This is a genomic window from Streptomyces sp. TSRI0107 (genome assembly GCF_001905845.1).
GTDB lineage: Bacteria > Actinomycetota > Actinomycetes > Streptomycetales > Streptomycetaceae > Streptomyces.
In genome coordinates, this window is the sequence record NZ_LIVZ01000002.1 from 136,799 (window position 1) to 151,986 (window position 15,188).

At 73.6% G+C, this 15,188-nt stretch carries 14 protein-coding genes; 7 read left to right on the forward strand and 7 right to left on the reverse strand.

Translation table 11 applies throughout. The features are described 5' to 3' along the window. Positions 1-13: 13 nt before the first annotated feature. Positions 14-1,624, reverse strand: a complete 1,611-nt coding sequence (locus AMK31_RS04810) for a carboxylesterase/lipase family protein (RefSeq protein WP_198948421.1) — start codon at positions 1,622-1,624, stop codon at positions 14-16. 381 nt (positions 1,625-2,005) lie between these two features. Between AMK31_RS04810 and AMK31_RS04815 the strand changes: the two genes are divergently transcribed. Both AMK31_RS04815 and AMK31_RS04820 read left to right on the forward strand, forming a co-directional pair. Further along, a complete protein-coding gene (locus tag AMK31_RS04815) occupies positions 2,006-3,019 on the forward strand; it encodes a hydroxyacid dehydrogenase (protein ID WP_198948422.1) in 1,014 nt (337 codons plus the stop codon). 276 nt (positions 3,020-3,295) lie between these two features. Then, positions 3,296-4,342 (forward strand): LacI family DNA-binding transcriptional regulator, encoded by a 1,047-nt coding sequence (locus AMK31_RS04820; protein WP_073939109.1) that lies wholly within the window; start codon positions 3,296-3,298, stop codon positions 4,340-4,342. Between the two features lie 25 nt (positions 4,343-4,367). Here the strand turns inward: AMK31_RS04820 and AMK31_RS04825 are convergent, their stop codons facing one another. Both AMK31_RS04825 and AMK31_RS40875 read right to left on the reverse strand, forming a co-directional pair. After that, the gene (locus tag AMK31_RS04825; RefSeq protein ID WP_073939110.1) at positions 4,368-5,021 is read right to left on the reverse strand and encodes a ThuA domain-containing protein; all 654 of its coding nucleotides are present in this window, start codon (positions 5,019-5,021) and stop codon (positions 4,368-4,370) included. A gap of 138 nt (positions 5,022-5,159) precedes the next feature. After that, the gene (locus tag AMK31_RS40875; RefSeq protein ID WP_073939111.1) at positions 5,160-5,855 is read right to left on the reverse strand and encodes a hypothetical protein; all 696 of its coding nucleotides are present in this window, start codon (positions 5,853-5,855) and stop codon (positions 5,160-5,162) included. Between the two features lie 62 nt (positions 5,856-5,917). On the opposite strand from AMK31_RS40875, the gene AMK31_RS04835 reads away from it, so the two are divergent. Further along, positions 5,918-6,550 carry a VOC family protein gene (locus tag AMK31_RS04835; RefSeq protein WP_073939112.1) on the forward strand — a complete coding sequence of 211 codons (633 nt, stop codon included), beginning with the start codon at positions 5,918-5,920 and terminating at the stop codon, positions 6,548-6,550. Here AMK31_RS04835 and AMK31_RS04840 read toward each other — a convergent pair. Continuing rightward, a complete protein-coding gene (locus AMK31_RS04840; RefSeq protein WP_079186695.1) occupies positions 6,458-7,276 on the reverse strand; it encodes a class I SAM-dependent methyltransferase in 819 nt (272 codons plus the stop codon). The genes AMK31_RS04835 and AMK31_RS04840 overlap by 93 nt on opposite strands. Before the next feature lie 329 nt (positions 7,277-7,605). Between AMK31_RS04840 and AMK31_RS40880 the strand changes: the two genes are divergently transcribed. Then, a complete protein-coding gene (locus tag AMK31_RS40880; RefSeq protein WP_198948423.1) occupies positions 7,606-8,010 on the forward strand; it encodes a VOC family protein in 405 nt (134 codons plus the stop codon). Here the strand turns inward: AMK31_RS40880 and AMK31_RS04855 are convergent. Beyond that, entirely contained in the window at positions 7,993-8,679 is a 687-nt protein-coding gene (locus AMK31_RS04855) for a helix-turn-helix domain-containing protein (RefSeq protein ID WP_073939114.1), read from the reverse strand. The genes AMK31_RS40880 and AMK31_RS04855 overlap by 18 nt on opposite strands. Before the next feature lie 10 nt (positions 8,680-8,689). Continuing rightward, the gene (locus AMK31_RS04860) at positions 8,690-9,631 is read right to left on the reverse strand and encodes a helix-turn-helix transcriptional regulator (RefSeq protein ID WP_073939115.1); all 942 of its coding nucleotides are present in this window, start codon (positions 9,629-9,631) and stop codon (positions 8,690-8,692) included. A gap of 80 nt (positions 9,632-9,711) precedes the next feature. On the opposite strand from AMK31_RS04860, the gene AMK31_RS04865 reads away from it, so the two are divergent. After that, positions 9,712-10,587 (forward strand): NAD(P)H-binding protein, encoded by an 876-nt coding sequence (locus tag AMK31_RS04865; RefSeq protein ID WP_241842535.1) that lies wholly within the window; start codon positions 9,712-9,714, stop codon positions 10,585-10,587. A gap of 1 nt (position 10,588) precedes the next feature. On the opposite strand, the gene AMK31_RS04870 is transcribed toward AMK31_RS04865, so the two are convergent. Then, entirely contained in the window at positions 10,589-11,728 is a 1,140-nt protein-coding gene (locus AMK31_RS04870) for a YihY/virulence factor BrkB family protein (protein WP_073939540.1), read from the reverse strand. A gap of 110 nt (positions 11,729-11,838) precedes the next feature. On the opposite strand from AMK31_RS04870, the gene AMK31_RS04875 reads away from it, so the two are divergent. Beyond that, entirely contained in the window at positions 11,839-13,473 is a 1,635-nt protein-coding gene (locus AMK31_RS04875; RefSeq protein WP_073939117.1) for an acyl-CoA dehydrogenase family protein, read from the forward strand. Between the two features lie 294 nt (positions 13,474-13,767). Further along, entirely contained in the window at positions 13,768-15,063 is a 1,296-nt protein-coding gene (locus AMK31_RS04880) for a GAF domain-containing protein (RefSeq protein WP_073939118.1), read from the forward strand. Positions 15,064-15,188 lie beyond the last annotated feature (125 nt).

Here is a 15,188-nt window from a genome sequence, read left to right on the forward strand (position 1 = left end):
CGGTGTATCGGTGTCAGTGCCGACGGACGCCGCCGGGGCGACGGAGGAGACGTGCCACCGACCGCGGTTGCGTGCCCGTGCCGCGGGTGGGCGTACCGTCGGCCGGGGCCGGTGCGGGTGGTGATTCCGGATCCGGAGGCGTGGCGGCGGGGTCGACAGTCCACAGGGCGAGTTGGGGATCCCGTGGACCGTATACGGTATGCGGCTCACCGTCGCCGAAGATCCGTACGGGGTGTGCGGTATCCCAGGCCTCCCAGCCGGGGCTTCCGTCGACGGTGAACCGTACCCACGCGGCGTGCATGGCGTCGGCCAGCTCCTGCGGGGCGCCCTCGCCGGCCAGCTTGGCCGACTCGGGCACCTCACCGCTGTCGAAGACGAAGCCCAGCTCCAGGGCGTGGCAGGCGCCGAGGCCGGGCCGCTGTGACGGCCAGGCGAACTCGTAGACGTACGACGAGCCGGGGCGGGCGTCGGCGAGGCGGTGCAGCGGGCGCCGCAGCAGATGGTCGGTGACCATCTGGCCGACGATCTCGGCGGGCCCGGCCCCAGGGTGCAGGGCACGATAGCCGCGCGGCACCTCGTGGCCGGCGTGACAGCGGGCCATGGCGCCGGCGAGGGCCACCGGGCCGAGGCGGTCGACGCGTTCCAGGAGCCCGCCGGGGACCAGCCACAGGCGGTACTCGTCCCGGGTCCACCCCATGAGCAGTTCGGCGCCCGCCGCGGCCTCGCCGTCGACCAGGGCCTCCAGCGGGTCGCGGGGTACGAGGTCGCCGTCGACGACGATGCCGAAGGCGGGCCCGCCCAGGACGGGGCTGCCGAGACGGCCGACCTCGGCCTGGGCGCGCAGCAGCAGCTCCCGGTCGACGGCGGCGAAGGCCTCGGCGGTCGCGGGCACCTTCAGCCGGGTGGCCATCCGGCGCACCATGCGCCGTACCTTGTCCCGGTCGGAGGCCTCCGGCGCCCCGCTCTGCAGCACGGCCCGCCGGAACAGGCCCTGGGCCTGCGGGGCGGCGATCAAGGCGCCGATGCTGATGGCACCTGCGGACTGGCCGGCCAGGGTGATGGCGTCCGGGTCGCCACCGAAGGCCGCGATCGCCTCGCGCACCCAGTGCAGGGCGGCGAGTTGGTCGCGCAGGCCGGGGTTGGCGGGGGCGTCCGGGAACAGTCCGTAGCCCTCGACGCCGAGCCGGTAGTTGATCGACACGAAGACGACGCCGTCGCGGGCGAAAGTGCGGCCGTCGTACACCGGCACACTTGAGGATCCCCTGGTCAGAGCCCCGCCGTGCAGCCAGACGAGAACCGGAAGCCGGGCTCCGGGGCCCGGCTCGGGTGTCCACACGTTCAGGTTGAGGCAGTCGTCGCCAGGCACGACCGGGTCGGACAGGTACTGCGCGAAGGCCTCGGAGTACGGCGGTTTCGGCGGGGTCGGACCGAAGGCGAGTGCATCCCGGATTCCGTGCCAGGGCTCGGGCGGGACGGGTGGCCGGAAGCGGTTCGGCCCGAAGGGGGGCGCCGCGTAGGGGATGCCTCGGAACACGGCGACACCGTGCTCGTACGTGCCGCGTACGGCTCCGTAAGGCGTGTGGACCACGGGGCCTGTCGGGTCTGTCCGGTCTGCTGCCGCCATCCGCCACCAGCTCCTCGCAGCGCTCGTGCACCGTTCATGTCAGAGCATCGCATCGCGGGGAGGTATTCCGGTGGAGGCCAGAGCGGGCGGTATACGGTATGCCGCCGACGGGTGACTGCCCCGCATCACGCATCCCCGCATCCCATATCCCGGATCTCGGATCCCGCCACACCGCAGACCGCAGACCGCAGACCGCAGACCGCAGACCGCAGCAACGAATACGGCATATCGCCGATCGCATACCGCCTACCGCCTACCGCCGGCATTCCGCAATTGACCCTCCCTCAGCCGCACACCTACGGTAGAAGGCGCTTTCAGAGCCGATCACCACCTCAGGCACTCCTCGCACCTCTCGCACCTCCCTCGCCCGTCAGGAGAGTCATGCCCAGCGCCCAGTTGCCCAGGGCCGTGTTCGCCATGGATCCGGTGCACCTCGCCCGGCTCTTCCCCGACGCCCTCCTGGCCCGGCTGCTGCGAACCGCGGAGCTCGACCCCGCTCTCGTCGTACGGGACTTCGCCGACCAGGCCGCCGCCGACGCGCTGGCCGGCGCGGACGTACTGATCACCGGCTGGGGCTGCCCTCACCTCGGTGCGGACGTCCTCGCCGCCGCGCCCCGGCTGCGGGCCGTGCTGCACGCCGCCGGCTCGGTCCGATCCCTGGTCGGTGACGCGCTCTGGCAGCACGGCGTGAAAGTCTCCAGCGCGGTCACCGGCAACGCGGTCCCGGTCGCCGAGTACACGCTGGCGATGATCCTGCTGGCCGGCAAGGACGCGTTCGGACACCGGGAGCGGTATCGCGCCACGCACACGTTCCCGACGCCCGCACAGACCGCCGCCATCGGCAACCTGGGCCGCCGCGTCGGCGTCGTCGGGGCCTCGCGGGTGGGCCGCCGGCTGCTGGAGCTGCTACGGCCACACGAGTTCGAGGTCCTGCTGTACGACCCGTACGTGGACGCCGCCGAGGCCGCCGCGCTCGGCGTTCGTGCCGTCTCCCTGGAGGAGTTGCTGCGCGGCAGTGACATCGTCAGTCTGCACGCACCCGACATCCCCGAGACGCGTCACATGGTCGACCGGGCCGGTCTCGCCCTGATCCGCGACGGCGGCGTGCTGATCAACACCTCCCGGGGCGCCCTCGTCGACCAGGACGCCCTCACCGACGAACTGGTCTCGGGCCGGTTGAGCGCGGTCCTCGACGTCACGGAACCCGAGCCGCTGCCGGCCGATTCCCCCCTCTACACGCTCCCCAACGTCTTCCTCACCCCGCACATCGCGGGCTCCCTGGGCAACGAGCTGGAGCGGCTCGGGCGGATCGTCGTGGAGGAGCTGGAGCGCCTGGCGCAGGGGCTGCCGCCGGTGCACGAGGTACGGCACGCGGACCTCATCCGGATCGCCTGACACACCGTCCACACCCTTCCGCACCCGTCCACACCCGTTCACGCCCACCCACACCCGTCGACACCCATTCACGCCCATCCACACCCCCATTCCTCCGACGCGTTCGGATTTCGAAAGTTCAGGCGGCAGCACTCCCCTCCTTCCCGTGTCTTCACGTCTCCCTGCCGCACACCTAGGGTAGGAAGCGCTTTCTATACGGTCGAGGCGACGACCCGAGAGCAGGGTGCTGGTCGCAATTTTCGAGGGCCCTCGGGCGGGCCGGAGGGGTGGTTTCCGATGGGCCGAACGGCACGGGCGAGCGCGACGGCCGGTCCGACGCTGGCGGTGGTGGCCCGGGAGGCGGGGGTGTCCGTGCCCACCGCGTCCAAGGTGGTCAACGGGCGCGAGGACGTGGCGCCGGAGACGCGCCGCCGGGTCACCGAGGCGCTGGACCGGCTCGGTTATGTGCGCAGACCCCGCTTCGACGCGGCCAAGTCACCGGGCATGGTGGACCTCGTCGTCCACTCCCTGGACAGTTCCTGGTCGGGTGCGGTGCTGCACGGCGTGGAGGAGGCGGCGCACGACGCGGGGCTGGACGTCGTCGTCTCGGCGGCGCTCGCCCGCAGCCGCGCCGGGCGTCCCGAGCGGGGCTGGCTGGACAAGCTGACCGTGCGCGGCTCGGCCGGGGTGTTGTTCAACCTGGCCGAGCTGACCGAGACGCAGTACGCGTGGCTGGAACAGCACCGCATCCCGTTCGTGATGATCGACCCGGTGCTGGAGCCGCCGCCGGGCGTGGTGTCGGTGGGCGCGGCGAACTGGCAGGGCGGGGTGACGGCGACCGAGCATCTGCTGTCCCTGGGGCACGAGCGGATCGCGGTGATCACCGGCCGCCGCCGCACGATGTGCAGCGGCGCGCGGCTCGCCGGTTACCGTTCGGCGCTGGCCTCGGCGGGTCTGCCGCACCGGCCGGAGTACCTGCGGCACGCCGGGTTCGACGAGGCCGTCGCCCGGCATCGCATGGCGGAGTTGCTGGATCTGCCGGAGCCGCCGACGGCCGTGTTCGTCTGTTCGGACCGGATGGCGCTGGGGGTGTACGAGGCGGTGGCGGAGCGGGGTCTCCGCATCCCGGACGACGTCAGCGTGGTCGGATTCGACGACCTGCCCGAGGCCCGCTGGGCGGCGCCCGCGCTGACCACGGTCCGTCAGCCGCTGGCGGAGATGGCGGCGACGGCGTTGCGGCTGCTGGTGCGCATGATGGACGGGGAGCGCCCCGAGAGCACCCGTACGGAACTCTCCACCCGCCTCGTGCTCCGGGCCAGCACGGCGCCGCCGCGCGTCGGCTGAGCAACCGTCGGAGCCGGCGGCCGGATCACTCGGCGAGCCGCGCCGCCCAGCCGATGCCGCCGCGCAGATGCTCCCGGAACCCGGGGTCGTCGTACGCCTCGGCGGCATGGCCGAAGGCGGTGTAGAAGACACGTCCGGCACCCTGCTCCCGGCACCACACCAGGGGGTGGTCGGCGCCCATCCCGCCACCGTCGTACGAGGATTCGTCGGCGGACACCAGCACGCGCACCCCGTGTTCGCGCGGGTTGGTGCGGAAGTCGTACCACTCGTCGGTGAAGTCCCAGACGGCAGGCAGGTGCCGGGTGGCCGGGTGTGTACGGTCCTCCACGAGCGCCTTGCCGGGCTGGTGGGCGGGGTGCCGGTCGAACCAGGCGCCCAGCATCTCCCCGTAGTAGGGCCAGGTGTACTCCGTGCAGGCGGCGGCGTGCACGCCGACGAACCCGCCGCCCGCCTCCAGGTAGGCGGCGAGCCGCGCGCGCCCGGTGGGCGTCAGGACCTCGCCGCTGGTGGAGAGGAAGACGACGGCGGCATAGCCGTGCAGCGGCCCGTCGAGCGCGTCCGGGTCCTCGGTGTGCTCCACCTCGAACCGCCCGAGCGCCCGTACGGCGGCGACGCCGGCCGGGATGGAGTCGTGGCGGTAGGCGGTGGTGCGGGTGAAGACGAGCAGTCGCGGAGCCATGCGGCGACCCTATGCGGGGTCGGGGCGGGGTCCCAGGGCTGCGATGGGCGCGAAACTTTCGGCACTCCGAGCCTCCTCGCAGTCCTCGCCGTCCTCGCCGTCCTCGCCGTCCTCGGCGTTGCCGGCCCCGTGGTGAGGTCAGCCGCCCGCGTTCACATCGTTGTTCGGCGCCCCGTCGCCCACCGGAGGCAGGTCCCCGCGCTCGACGGGTTCGCCGCCCTCACCGGCCCCGCCCCCGCCACCGTTGCCGCCCCCGCCACCGGTCCCGTTCCCCTCACCGCCACCATTCCCGCCCCCGCCCCCGCCACCGTTCCCCGGCAGCAGAGTGTCGAGTTCCTCCTCCGTGGGATGGTGCGCGCCGAGCGCCGCCTCGCGCAGGACGTCACGGCTGACGCCGGGGCCCCCGCCGACCCGGACGACGTGGCCGTCCTTGGGGACGGCGTACTCGCGCTGGTCGCCGGCGCTGCGGTACCAGGCGTCGCCGTCCTTCCGGCATTCCGTGTGCCCGCCGGAGGCGTCGCCGACCGGCTGCTCGGGGCAGGTCTTCGGGGTCATCTCGGTTCGGTCGACGCGGAGTTGGATCTGGCCGCCGGTGGACCGGGAGACGTAGACCGCGGAGAAGCCGTCGCCGCCGTACACGCCGACGGACTGCTGGGCCACGGTGTAGCCGTCGGCTTCGATCGCGTAGACGTGCTCGGGCGCGATGCCCAACGCCCGGGCACGCGAGGCGACTTCGGTCTGGTCGGCGGCCTGGCGCTGCTCGCCGCAGCCGGTCAGGAGGAGCGCGGGCAGCAGCAGGGAGGCGTACGGCAGGGCGCGCGGCAGACGAGTCATGGGCCCATCCTCCCGCACAGGTGTTCCACAGCGGGGCGGGGGTTGGCGTAGCCTCGGCGGCGATGAACACGATTCCGGCACACCTGGACCATCTCGTGCTCGCCACCCCCGATCTCGCCGCGACGGTGGCCGACTTCACCCGGCGGACCGGGGTGACCCCGGCTGTCGGCGGTACGCATGTCGGTCTGGGCACCCGTAACCATTTGGTCGGTCTGGGCGGTGCCGGGTATCTGGAGATCATCGGGCCGGACCCGGAGCAGTCCGGCCCGTCCGGTCCCCGTCCCTTCGGGGTGGACGCGCTGTCCGGGCCGCGTACGGTGACCTGGGCGATCAGCACGATGGACCTCGACGCGGCCATCGCGTCCGCCCGGGCCCGCGGCTATGACCCCGGCCCCGCCCGGGCGATGAGCCGCCGCACGCCCGACGGCACCCTGCTGGAGTGGCGGCTGACCGACGGCGCCGCCGCGCACCCCTCCGGTCTGGTGCCGTTCCTCATCGACTGGGGCGCGTCCCGGCATCCCACGGCCACGGGTCTGCCCACCACTCCCCTGCTGCGGCTGACGGCCACGGCTCCCGACCCGGACGAGATCCGGCCGCTGCTGTCAGCCCTGGGCACCGACCTGGTCCTCGCGGAGGGGCCGGTCGGCATCTCCTTCACCCTCGACACCCCGCGCGGACCCGTCACCTTCGGCTGAGCCGGCCGCGCGGGCGACGAAGACGAACTCCCGGCCGGGGCGGTCGGGAGCGTCCCGGACGTCCTCCACCACATAGCCGTGCGCGGCCAGGTCCGCCGCCACCTCGTCCCGTTCGCGGAACCGCAGCGTCGAGTCCGAGGTCAGCGCCTGCCCGTCGGAGTCGAACACGAAGGTCCAGCGGAAGGTGACCAGCGGGCCGTCGACGGCGGTCACCTCGACCCAGTTGTCGACCGCGCCGACGCCGGGTACGTGCGTGACGCGCCGGCTGGCGTCGCGGGTCCACTCCTCCCAGGCGCGGCGTGCCGGATCGCGGGTCTCGAGGACGAGGTGCCCGCCGGGCCGCAGCGCCCGGTGCGCCCCGCGCAGGGTGCGCCGCCAGGCCTCGGGGCCGGTGATGGCCTGGGCGACGTTCCCCGTCATCGTGGCGAGGTCGGTCCGCAGCGGCGGCAGTGCCGTCACGTCGCCGTGCACCCAGCGCACCCGTTCGGCCCCCGGCTTGGCTCGGGCGACGTCCAGGGAGGCCCCGGCGGGGTCGACCCCGACGACGTCGACCCCGCGCTCCGCGAGGAGCAGCGCGAAGACACCAGTACCGCAGCCGATGTCGAGCACGGTCCGGGCGCCGAACTCCTCGACGGCGCCGAGGTAGGCGTCCAGGTCGCCGCGGTCGGAGTCGAGCACGTCGTAGAGCGCGGCGAGCCGGGGGTGTCCGAAGAGCGGGTCGACCATGCGGGTGACGGTAGGGGGCGCCCGTGGTCGCGGCAACCGGGGGTGCGACTCACCCCCGCGGTCCCTGGACTTGGTGCACGGGCGGCACCTGGGGTATGGTCGATCTTGCCAGGCCGCCGGAACATCCGGTGACCGGACAGGCGTTGGTGGTCCAAGGAAAGACGCCCCGCTTCCTGCGGGGAGATGCAGGTGCAAGGCCTGCCCGGCGCTCCACAGTACGAGCCCCGTTCCTCCGGTCGGAGGGACGGGGCTCGTTCGTTTTCCGTCCGCGCGGGGCGGTGTCCGATTCTTTCAAGACCCGGCAGCGCGGCCCTGCCTACCGTGGCCGCATGAGTCCACGATTCGATGCCATCGGCCTGGTCGTCTCCGACATGGCCGCCTCCGTCGCCTTCTACCGCCGTCTCGGGTTCGCGTTCCCGGACGGTGCCGAGGAGCAGCCGCACGCGGAGGCCGGACTGCCCGGCGGGCTGCGGCTGCTGCTGGACACCGAGAAGACCGTGGGGTCCTTCCACCCGCGGTGGCGGCCGCCGTCCGGGGGCGGCTCACGGACCTCGATCGCGCTGCTGTGCGACGGTCCGCAGGAGGTCGACGCGGTGTACGAGGAGCTGGTCGGCGCCGGGTACCAGGGCGAGCTGAAGCCGTGGGACGCCTTCTGGGGGCAGCGGTACGCCGTCGTGCACGATCCGGACGGCAACGGCGTCGACCTGTTCGCGCCGCTACCGGCCGCCCAGTAGCCGGCCCAGCGGCAGGCCCGCCAGTTCCCTGACGTCCCGCGCCAGATGCGCCTGGTCGGCGAAGCCCGCCCGGGCCGCGGTCTCGGCGTACGGCACGCCGGTGCGGGCCAGCGCGAGGGCGCGTTGCAGCCGCAGGACGCGGGCGAGCGTCTTGGGGCCGTAGCCGAACGCGGCGAGCGAGCGGCGGTGCAGGGCGCGGGCGCCGAGGCCCAGTTCGTCGGCGGTGGCGGCGACCGGGCGGCCCGCGTCGAGGGCGGCGACGAGGTGGCGCAGCAGCGGGTCCGGCGGGTCGGCGTCCGCCGCGAGGCCGGCGGCGGCGGCCTCCAGTCCGGCCGTGGGATCGCCTGCCGCGCGGACGTGGGCGCGCAGCCGTCGTACGTCCGCCGCCGGGCGCAGCTCGGTCAGGTCGACCCGCCGGTCGCGCAGCTCGTGCGCGGGGACGCCGAGCAGGGCGGGGGCGACGCCGGGCGGGAAGCGGATGCCCGCCCAGAGTGCGGGCGGGCCGTCCGGGATGTGGGCACGGGTGTCGGGGCCGGCGACGAGCAGGCGGTCCTCGTGCCACAGCAGGTCCATGCAGCCGTCCGGCAGGACCCGTCCCGGTTCCGCGCCGGAGGGGGTGTTGGTCCACACCGTGGCGCCGAGCAGTGCGGACGTGCGCTCCCGGTACACGTGTGCCAGGCTACGCGGCCGCGGTGCGGCTGCGATGCTGCTGCGGGCTCACGCCGTACACCCGTTTGAAGGCGGTGGAGAGGGCGAAGGCGCTGCCGTAGCCGACCTGGCGGGCGATGGCCTCGAGGGTGTCGTCGGTGTCGCGGAGCCGGTCGGCGGCGAGGGCGAGACGCCAGTGGGTGAGGTGGGTCATCGGGGGTTCGCCGACGAGGTCGGTGAAGCGGCGGGCGAGGGCGGCGCGTGAGACGCCGGCCTTGGCGGCGAGGCCGGCGACGGTCCAGGGGTGTGCGGGGTCGTCCTGCATGAGGCGCAGCGCCCGGCCGGCCACCGGGTCGGCGAGCGCCCGGTACCAGCCGGGCGGCTCGGCTTCGGGGCGGGCGAACCAGGCGCGCAGCGCGGCGATGACCAGCAGGTCCAGGAGGCGGTCGAGGACGACTTCCTGGCCGGGGGCGTCGCGGACGATCTCCTCGGCGAGCAGCGGGGTGAGGGGGCAGTCCCAGACGTCGGCGGTGAGGGTGAGCAGCGGGGGCAGCGCGTCCAGCAGCGGGCCGCTGACCTCGCCGGGCCACAGGTAGGTGCCGATCAGCATCACCGCCGTGCCGTCGGGCCGGTCGCCCCAGGTGCGGACGCCGAGGTCCATGGAGCCGTTGAGGGGGCGGCCGTCGGGGTAGTGGCATTCGCCGCCGGGCAGGATCAGCGCCTGGGGGGCCGTGTCGGGGTGGTCGGCGCAGGTGTACGGGTCGGGGCCGCGGGCGATGGCCAGGTCGCCGGGGCCGATACGCATCGGCTTCCCGGTCGCCGGGGTGATCCAGGCGTCGCCGCGCGCCATCAGCATCACCGTCAGCGGTGCCCGGTCCTCGACCCGCACGGCCCACGGCGGGTCGAAGCAGGCCCGGATCAGGAAGGCGCCGCGGGCGCGGGGACCCGCGAGCAGGGCTCCGAGTGCGTCCATGCGGTCAGCGTAGACGCGCGCTTATGGGAATGAGCCGTTCGGCGATGGGCCCGTGGTGCGGGCGGCAGTTGACTGGGCGCATGACAGCGAACGGGAACGACGGGCGGGACATGATGGACGGGCGGGGCACGAAGGGCATGACCGTGGTGGTGACCGGTGCGTCCGGTCGTACGGGGCGGCGCGTCGCCGAGGCCGCGCGGGCCGCCGGGCTGGGCGTGCGGCCCGCCTCGCGCGCCCATGGCTTCGACTGGGACTCCCCGGCCGGCTGGGCGGACGTCCTGCGGGGCGCGGACGCCGCGTATCTGGTGCATCCGGCGGACGTGGGTGCCCCGGCGGCCGCCGAGGCGGTGGGGCGGCTGGCGCGGGAGGCGGTCGGGCTCGGTGTGCGGCGGCTGGTGCTGCTGTCGGCGCGCGGCGAGGAGCAGGCGCTGGCCACCGAGGCGGCGCTGCGGGAGTCGGGCGCGGACTGGACGGTCGTACGGGCCGCGTGGTTCGCGCAGAACTTCAGCGAGGGGCCGCTGGTGGAGGAGCTGCGGCAGGGCGGGGAGCTGGTGTTTTGCGGGGGTGCGGTGCGGGAGCCGTTCGTCGACGTGCGGGATGTCGCGGAGGTCGTCGTGGCCGCGCTGACGGCGGGTGACCGGTATGTGGGGGAGGTGGTGGAGGTGTCGGGGCCGCGGCTGCTGACGTTCGGCGAGGCGGTCGCGGAGGTCGCCGGGGCGGCGGGCCGGGAGTTGTCGTACCGGCCGGTGCCGGCGCGGGAGTACGGGGAGCGGCTGGCCGGGTTCGGGCTGCCGCCCGAGGAGGTGGCGTTCCTCGTCGAGGTGTTCGAGTCGCTGCTGGACGGGCGGAACGCGTGTCTCTCGGACGGTGTCCGCCGGGTGCTGGGGCGGGAGCCGAGGGACTTCGCGGAGTACGCGGCCGAGGCCGCGGCGGCGGGCGCCTGGAAGGCGCCGTAGCTCACTGTTCGTCGGGGGTGTCGCCCTTGTGGGCGCTCTTGGCGTGGTGGGTGCGCAGGCGGGCGGTGACGTCCTCCGGAGGCAGGAAGCGGGACCAGCGCTCGGGGAACTCGGAGGGCATGTCGGGGTCGTCGGGGTCGGCCTCGCGGGCGGCGGCGGCGCGGGCGACGTACTCGGCGACCTGCGCCTCGCGGACTCGCTCGTTGGCCTCGCGGGCGGCGGCCGTGGCGGCGGCGGGCCACACCCGGTCGATCGCGGCGTTGACGGCGGCGCCGACGAGGACGGCGAAGGCGGACACCCCGATCCACAGCAGGACGGCGACGGCGGCGGCGAGGGAGCCGTAGATCGTGGCGCCCTCGATGGTGTTGGTGAGGTAGATGCGCAGCAGGAAGCTGCCGAGGACCCACATGCCGAGGGCGACCAGGGCGCCGGGGACGTCCTCGATCCAGGGGGAGCGGACGGGCACGGAGACGTGGTAGAGCGTCGTGAGGAAGGCGATGGACAGGACGATCACCACGGGCCAGTACAGGACCTGCACCACCGTCGTCGACCAGGGCAGGATCCGGACCACCGCGTCGGGGCCGGCCACCATCAGCGGCAGGGCGACCGAGCCGATCAGCAGCGCCACGATGAACAGCAGGAACGCCATCAGCCGGGTCTTGACGATGCCGCGCACCCCGTCGAGGCCGTACATGACGGTGATGGTGTCGATGAAGACGTTCACCGCGCGGGAGCCGGACCACAGGGCGAACAGGAACCCTATGGAGATCACGTCGGGCCGGCCGCCGTTCATCACGTCGTCGAGGATCGGCCGGGCGATCTCGTTCACGCCCTTGTCGGACAGGACCGTGCGGGACGCCTCCAGGAGGTTGGTCTCCAGGCTGGTGATGGTGTCGGTGCCGGTCCACACGTCGACGTAGCCGAGCAGGCCGATGAGGCTGAGCAGCAGCGGTGGCACGGACAGCAGCGTGAAGAACGCGGCCTCGGCGGCGAGGCCGAGGATGCGGTACTCGATGCAGGAGTTAACGGTGTCCTTGAGCAGCAGCCAGGCGGTCCTGCGCTTGGAGACGTTCCGGTAGAGGGCACGCGCCCGGTGGAGACGACCGGAGGGCCGCTCGGGGGTTTCACTTGCTGGCTGCACGATCCAACGGTATCCGTCGTACGAGGTGGCGCTCACCCTGGTCCGGTGGGGCGGCCGTCGTGGCCGGACCGCAGGGTATCCGATCGGTACCTGGGGGTAGGTTGCCAGTCATGGCACGCAGCACCCACACCGTGACCAATCAGGCGCCGCCGCTGGTCGGCTACGACGTCTACTCCGCCGACCGGGCCCTGACGGCGGCGGTCGCACGGCACGTCGACCCGGAGCTGATCGAGGACGCCCGCTCGGAGCTGTCGGCGCTCGGCCGGACCTCGGGGTCGGCGCAGGTGCAGGAGTGGGGGGTGCTGGCGAACGAGTATCCGCCGCGGCTGCGCACCCACGACCGGTACGGGCGGCGGATCGACGAGGTGGAGTACCACCCGGCGTGGCACCGGCTGCTCGGCAAGGGCGTCTCGGCGGGGCTGACCTCCGCCTGGACGCGGCCCGGCGGGCATGTGCGGCGGGCGGCGGCGTTCGTGGTGTGGACGCAGGTCGAGGCGGGCAACGGCTGCCCGCTGTCGATGACGCACGCGGCGGTGCCGGCGCTGCGCGCGGATCCGGCGCTGGCCGCCGAGTGGGAGCCGCTGCTGACGTCCACGGTGTACGACCGTGATCTGCGGCCCGCCGGGCAGAAGGCGGGCGTGCTGTTCGGCATGGGGATGACGGAGAAGCAGGGCGGCAGTGACGTCCGCGCGAACACGACGGCGGCGACGCCGCTCGCGGAGGCCGGAACGTACGAGCTGACCGGGCACAAGTGGTTCTGCTCGGCGCCGATGTCGGACGGGTTCCTGGTGCTGGCGCAGGCGCCGGAGGGGTTGACCTGTTTCCTGGTGCCGCGGGTGCTGGCGGACGGCTCGCGCAACGTGTTCCGGATCCAGCGGCTGAAGGACAAGCTGGGCAACCGGTCGAACGCCTCCGCGGAGGTCGAGTTCGACGGGACGTGGGCGCGCCGGGTCGGCGAGGAGGGCCGGGGGGTGCGGACGATCATCGAGATGGTCGCGGCGACCCGGCTGGACTGTGTGCTGGGGGCGGCGGGGCTGATGCGGCAGGCGGTCGCGCAGGCGGTGCACCACTGCTCGTACCGGGAGGCGTTCGGCGGGAAGCTCGTCGACAAGCCGCTGATGCGCAATGTTCTGGCCGATCTCGCGCTGGAGTCGGAGGCGGCGACCGCGCTCGCGCTGCGGCTGGCGGCCGCCTGGGACGACGGCGGTGAGGAGGAGCGCGCCTTCCTGCGGCTGGCGGTGCCCGCCGCGAAGTACTGGGTGACCAAGCGGTGTCCGGCGGTGGCGGTGGAGGCCGCCGAGTGCCTGGGCGGCAACGGGTACGTGGAGGAGTCGGGGCTGCCCCGGCTGGTGCGGGAGTCGCCGCTGAACTCGATCTGGGAGGGCGCGGGCAACGTCCAGGCGCTGGACGTGCTGCGGGCGCTGCGGCGGGAGCCGGCCGCGCTGAACGCGACGCTGACCGAGATCGGCCGGGCGCGCGGCGCCGATCACCGGCTGGACGCGGCGGTCAAGAACCTGCTGACCGAGCTCGCGGACCTGGAGGGTGTGGAGGCGCGGGCCCGCCGGGTGGTGGAGCGGCTGGCGCTGGTGCTGCAGGGTTCGCTGCTGGTGCGGTTCGCGCCGCCGGAGGTCGCGGACGCGTTCTGCGCGTCGCGGCTGGGCGGGGACTGGGGGGCGTCGTTCGGGACGCTGCCGCACACGCTGGATCTGCGGTCGGTGGTGGAGCGGGCCCGGCCGGTCGGCTGACCTGCGCGGACACGTCAGCAGGGGTGGTGCTGCGCCGACACGGCACCACCCCTGCCACTGTGGGCCCGTTGAGGCCACGAGCGCCGCACGGGCGACGTCGCTCAATTTTCAATCAACGTATACGTGTTCACCAGGGTTGCAAGGGGTTGCAACTTGTTTGGTGCCGGTGACCGGAGTGTGCCCCTCCGTCCCCGGTGGGCGGCAGTATGGGACAACCATCAGCACGCGACCGGAAACCGTCTGCCGGAAGGCTTGACACCGGTTGCCCGAGAGGCAATTCCCCGGAGGACGACTGTGGCGAACTCGCCGTTGAACGTGACGCGACTCGCCGCCACCGACGCGGCACGGGCGGCGCGGATGCTCAGCGAGGTACGCGACGCCACCCTTTCCGGACAGCGCACGCCCATCGCGCCCCGGCCGGTGATCGAGGAGTCCTGGGGGCGCATGCTGCGCAGCGGGGTGGATCCGGACCACGACTTCCGGTCGGGTCTGCTCACCGCCGAGGAGGTCCGCCGGCGGCGTGAGGAGTCGCCGCTGCGTCATGTGATGCCGGTGCTGCGGCAGGGGCTGGTGTCGGTGGCGGACGAGGCGCACCACATCATGGTGGTCGCCGACGCGGACGGCCGGGTGCTGTGGCGGGAGGGCAGCATGGCGGTGCTGCGCAAGGCGGACGCGCTGGGGTTCATGCTCGGCGCGGACTGGCGGGAGAGCGTCGTCGGCACCAACGGGGTGGGCACCCCGGCGGTGGTGCGGCGGCCCGTCCAGGTGTTCGCCTCCGAGCATTTCGTACGGTCGCACGCCACCTGGACGTGTGCGGGCGCGCCGATCACCGATCCTAGGGACGGCCGGCTGATCGGGGTGGTCGACGTCAGCGGCCCGCTGGAGACCATGCATCCGGCCACCCTGGCCTGGGTGGACTCGGTGGCGAAGCTGGCCGAGGCGAGGCTGCGCGAGCTGCATCAGACGGCTCTGGAGCGGCTGCGGGCGGTGGCGGCGCCGGTGCTGGCCCGGCTGGGCGGGCGGGCGCTGGTGGTGGACCGGGACGGCTGGACGGCGGCGGTGACCGGGATGCCGTACACGCAGCGGGTCGCGTTGCCGAAGTCGCTGTCGGCGGGGCGGCGCCGGCTGCCGGCGCTGGGGGCGTGCGCGGTGGAGCCGCTGGACGGGGGCTGGCTGGTGCGGGCCGCCGAGGACGAGCCGCGGCCCCGGGACACGCCGACCCGGATCGTGCTGGACCTGTCCCAGCCGCGCCGCTGGACGGTGACGGTCGTCGGCAGCCTTGGTTCGTGGACCCATGAACTGAGTCCCCGGCACGCGGAGTTGCTGTATCTGCTGGCGATGCACCGCTCCGGGCGCAGCGCGGCGGGGCTGGCCGAGGACATGTTCGGCGAGGCGGCGCGCACGGTGACGGTGCGGGCGGAACTGTCCCGGGTGCGGCGCTACCTGGGGGGATTCTTGGAACACCGGCCGTATCGTTTCTCCGATGACGTGGACGTGACGGTGCTGCTCCCCTCCGACCGGCGGGACCTCCTCGCGCACTCGACCGCCCCGGCGGTGGTGAGGGCGCGGCACGCGGCCGCGGTGCCCTGAGCGGTGACCCAGCGTACGGGCCGCGGTGGCCTCTTCGGATCAATTACGGGGTCTTCGTCCCCAACCCCGGACACCTGCCGTAGCATCCCCCTACGGGCCCCCACCTGCTCCATGCTCAACCTGCG

What these genes read in the sequence shown, in the direction of transcription:
- AMK31_RS04825 (WP_073939110.1), bottom strand. Translation starts at nt 5,021, where the DNA reads ATGGCTCCGCGACTGCTCGTCTTCACCCGCACCACCGCCTACCGCCAC.
- AMK31_RS04810 (WP_198948421.1), bottom strand. Translation starts at nt 1,624, where the DNA reads ATGGCGGCAGCAGACCGGACAGACCCGACAGGCCCCGTGGTCCACACG.
- AMK31_RS04840 (WP_079186695.1), bottom strand. Translation starts at nt 7,276, where the DNA reads ATGGTCGACCCGCTCTTCGGACACCCCCGGCTCGCCGCGCTCTACGAC.
- AMK31_RS04865 (WP_241842535.1), top strand. Translation starts at nt 9,712, where the DNA reads ATGACAGCGAACGGGAACGACGGGCGGGACATGATGGACGGGCGGGGC.
- AMK31_RS04820 (WP_073939109.1), top strand. Translation starts at nt 3,296, where the DNA reads ATGGGCCGAACGGCACGGGCGAGCGCGACGGCCGGTCCGACGCTGGCG.
- AMK31_RS04835 (WP_073939112.1), top strand. Translation starts at nt 5,918, where the DNA reads ATGAACACGATTCCGGCACACCTGGACCATCTCGTGCTCGCCACCCCC.
- AMK31_RS04875 (WP_073939117.1), top strand. Translation starts at nt 11,839, where the DNA reads ATGGCACGCAGCACCCACACCGTGACCAATCAGGCGCCGCCGCTGGTC.
- AMK31_RS04860 (WP_073939115.1), bottom strand. Translation starts at nt 9,631, where the DNA reads ATGGACGCACTCGGAGCCCTGCTCGCGGGTCCCCGCGCCCGCGGCGCC.
- AMK31_RS04815 (WP_198948422.1), top strand. Translation starts at nt 2,006, where the DNA reads ATGCCCAGCGCCCAGTTGCCCAGGGCCGTGTTCGCCATGGATCCGGTG.
- AMK31_RS40875 (WP_073939111.1), bottom strand. Translation starts at nt 5,855, where the DNA reads ATGACTCGTCTGCCGCGCGCCCTGCCGTACGCCTCCCTGCTGCTGCCC.
- AMK31_RS40880 (WP_198948423.1), top strand. Translation starts at nt 7,606, where the DNA reads ATGAGTCCACGATTCGATGCCATCGGCCTGGTCGTCTCCGACATGGCC.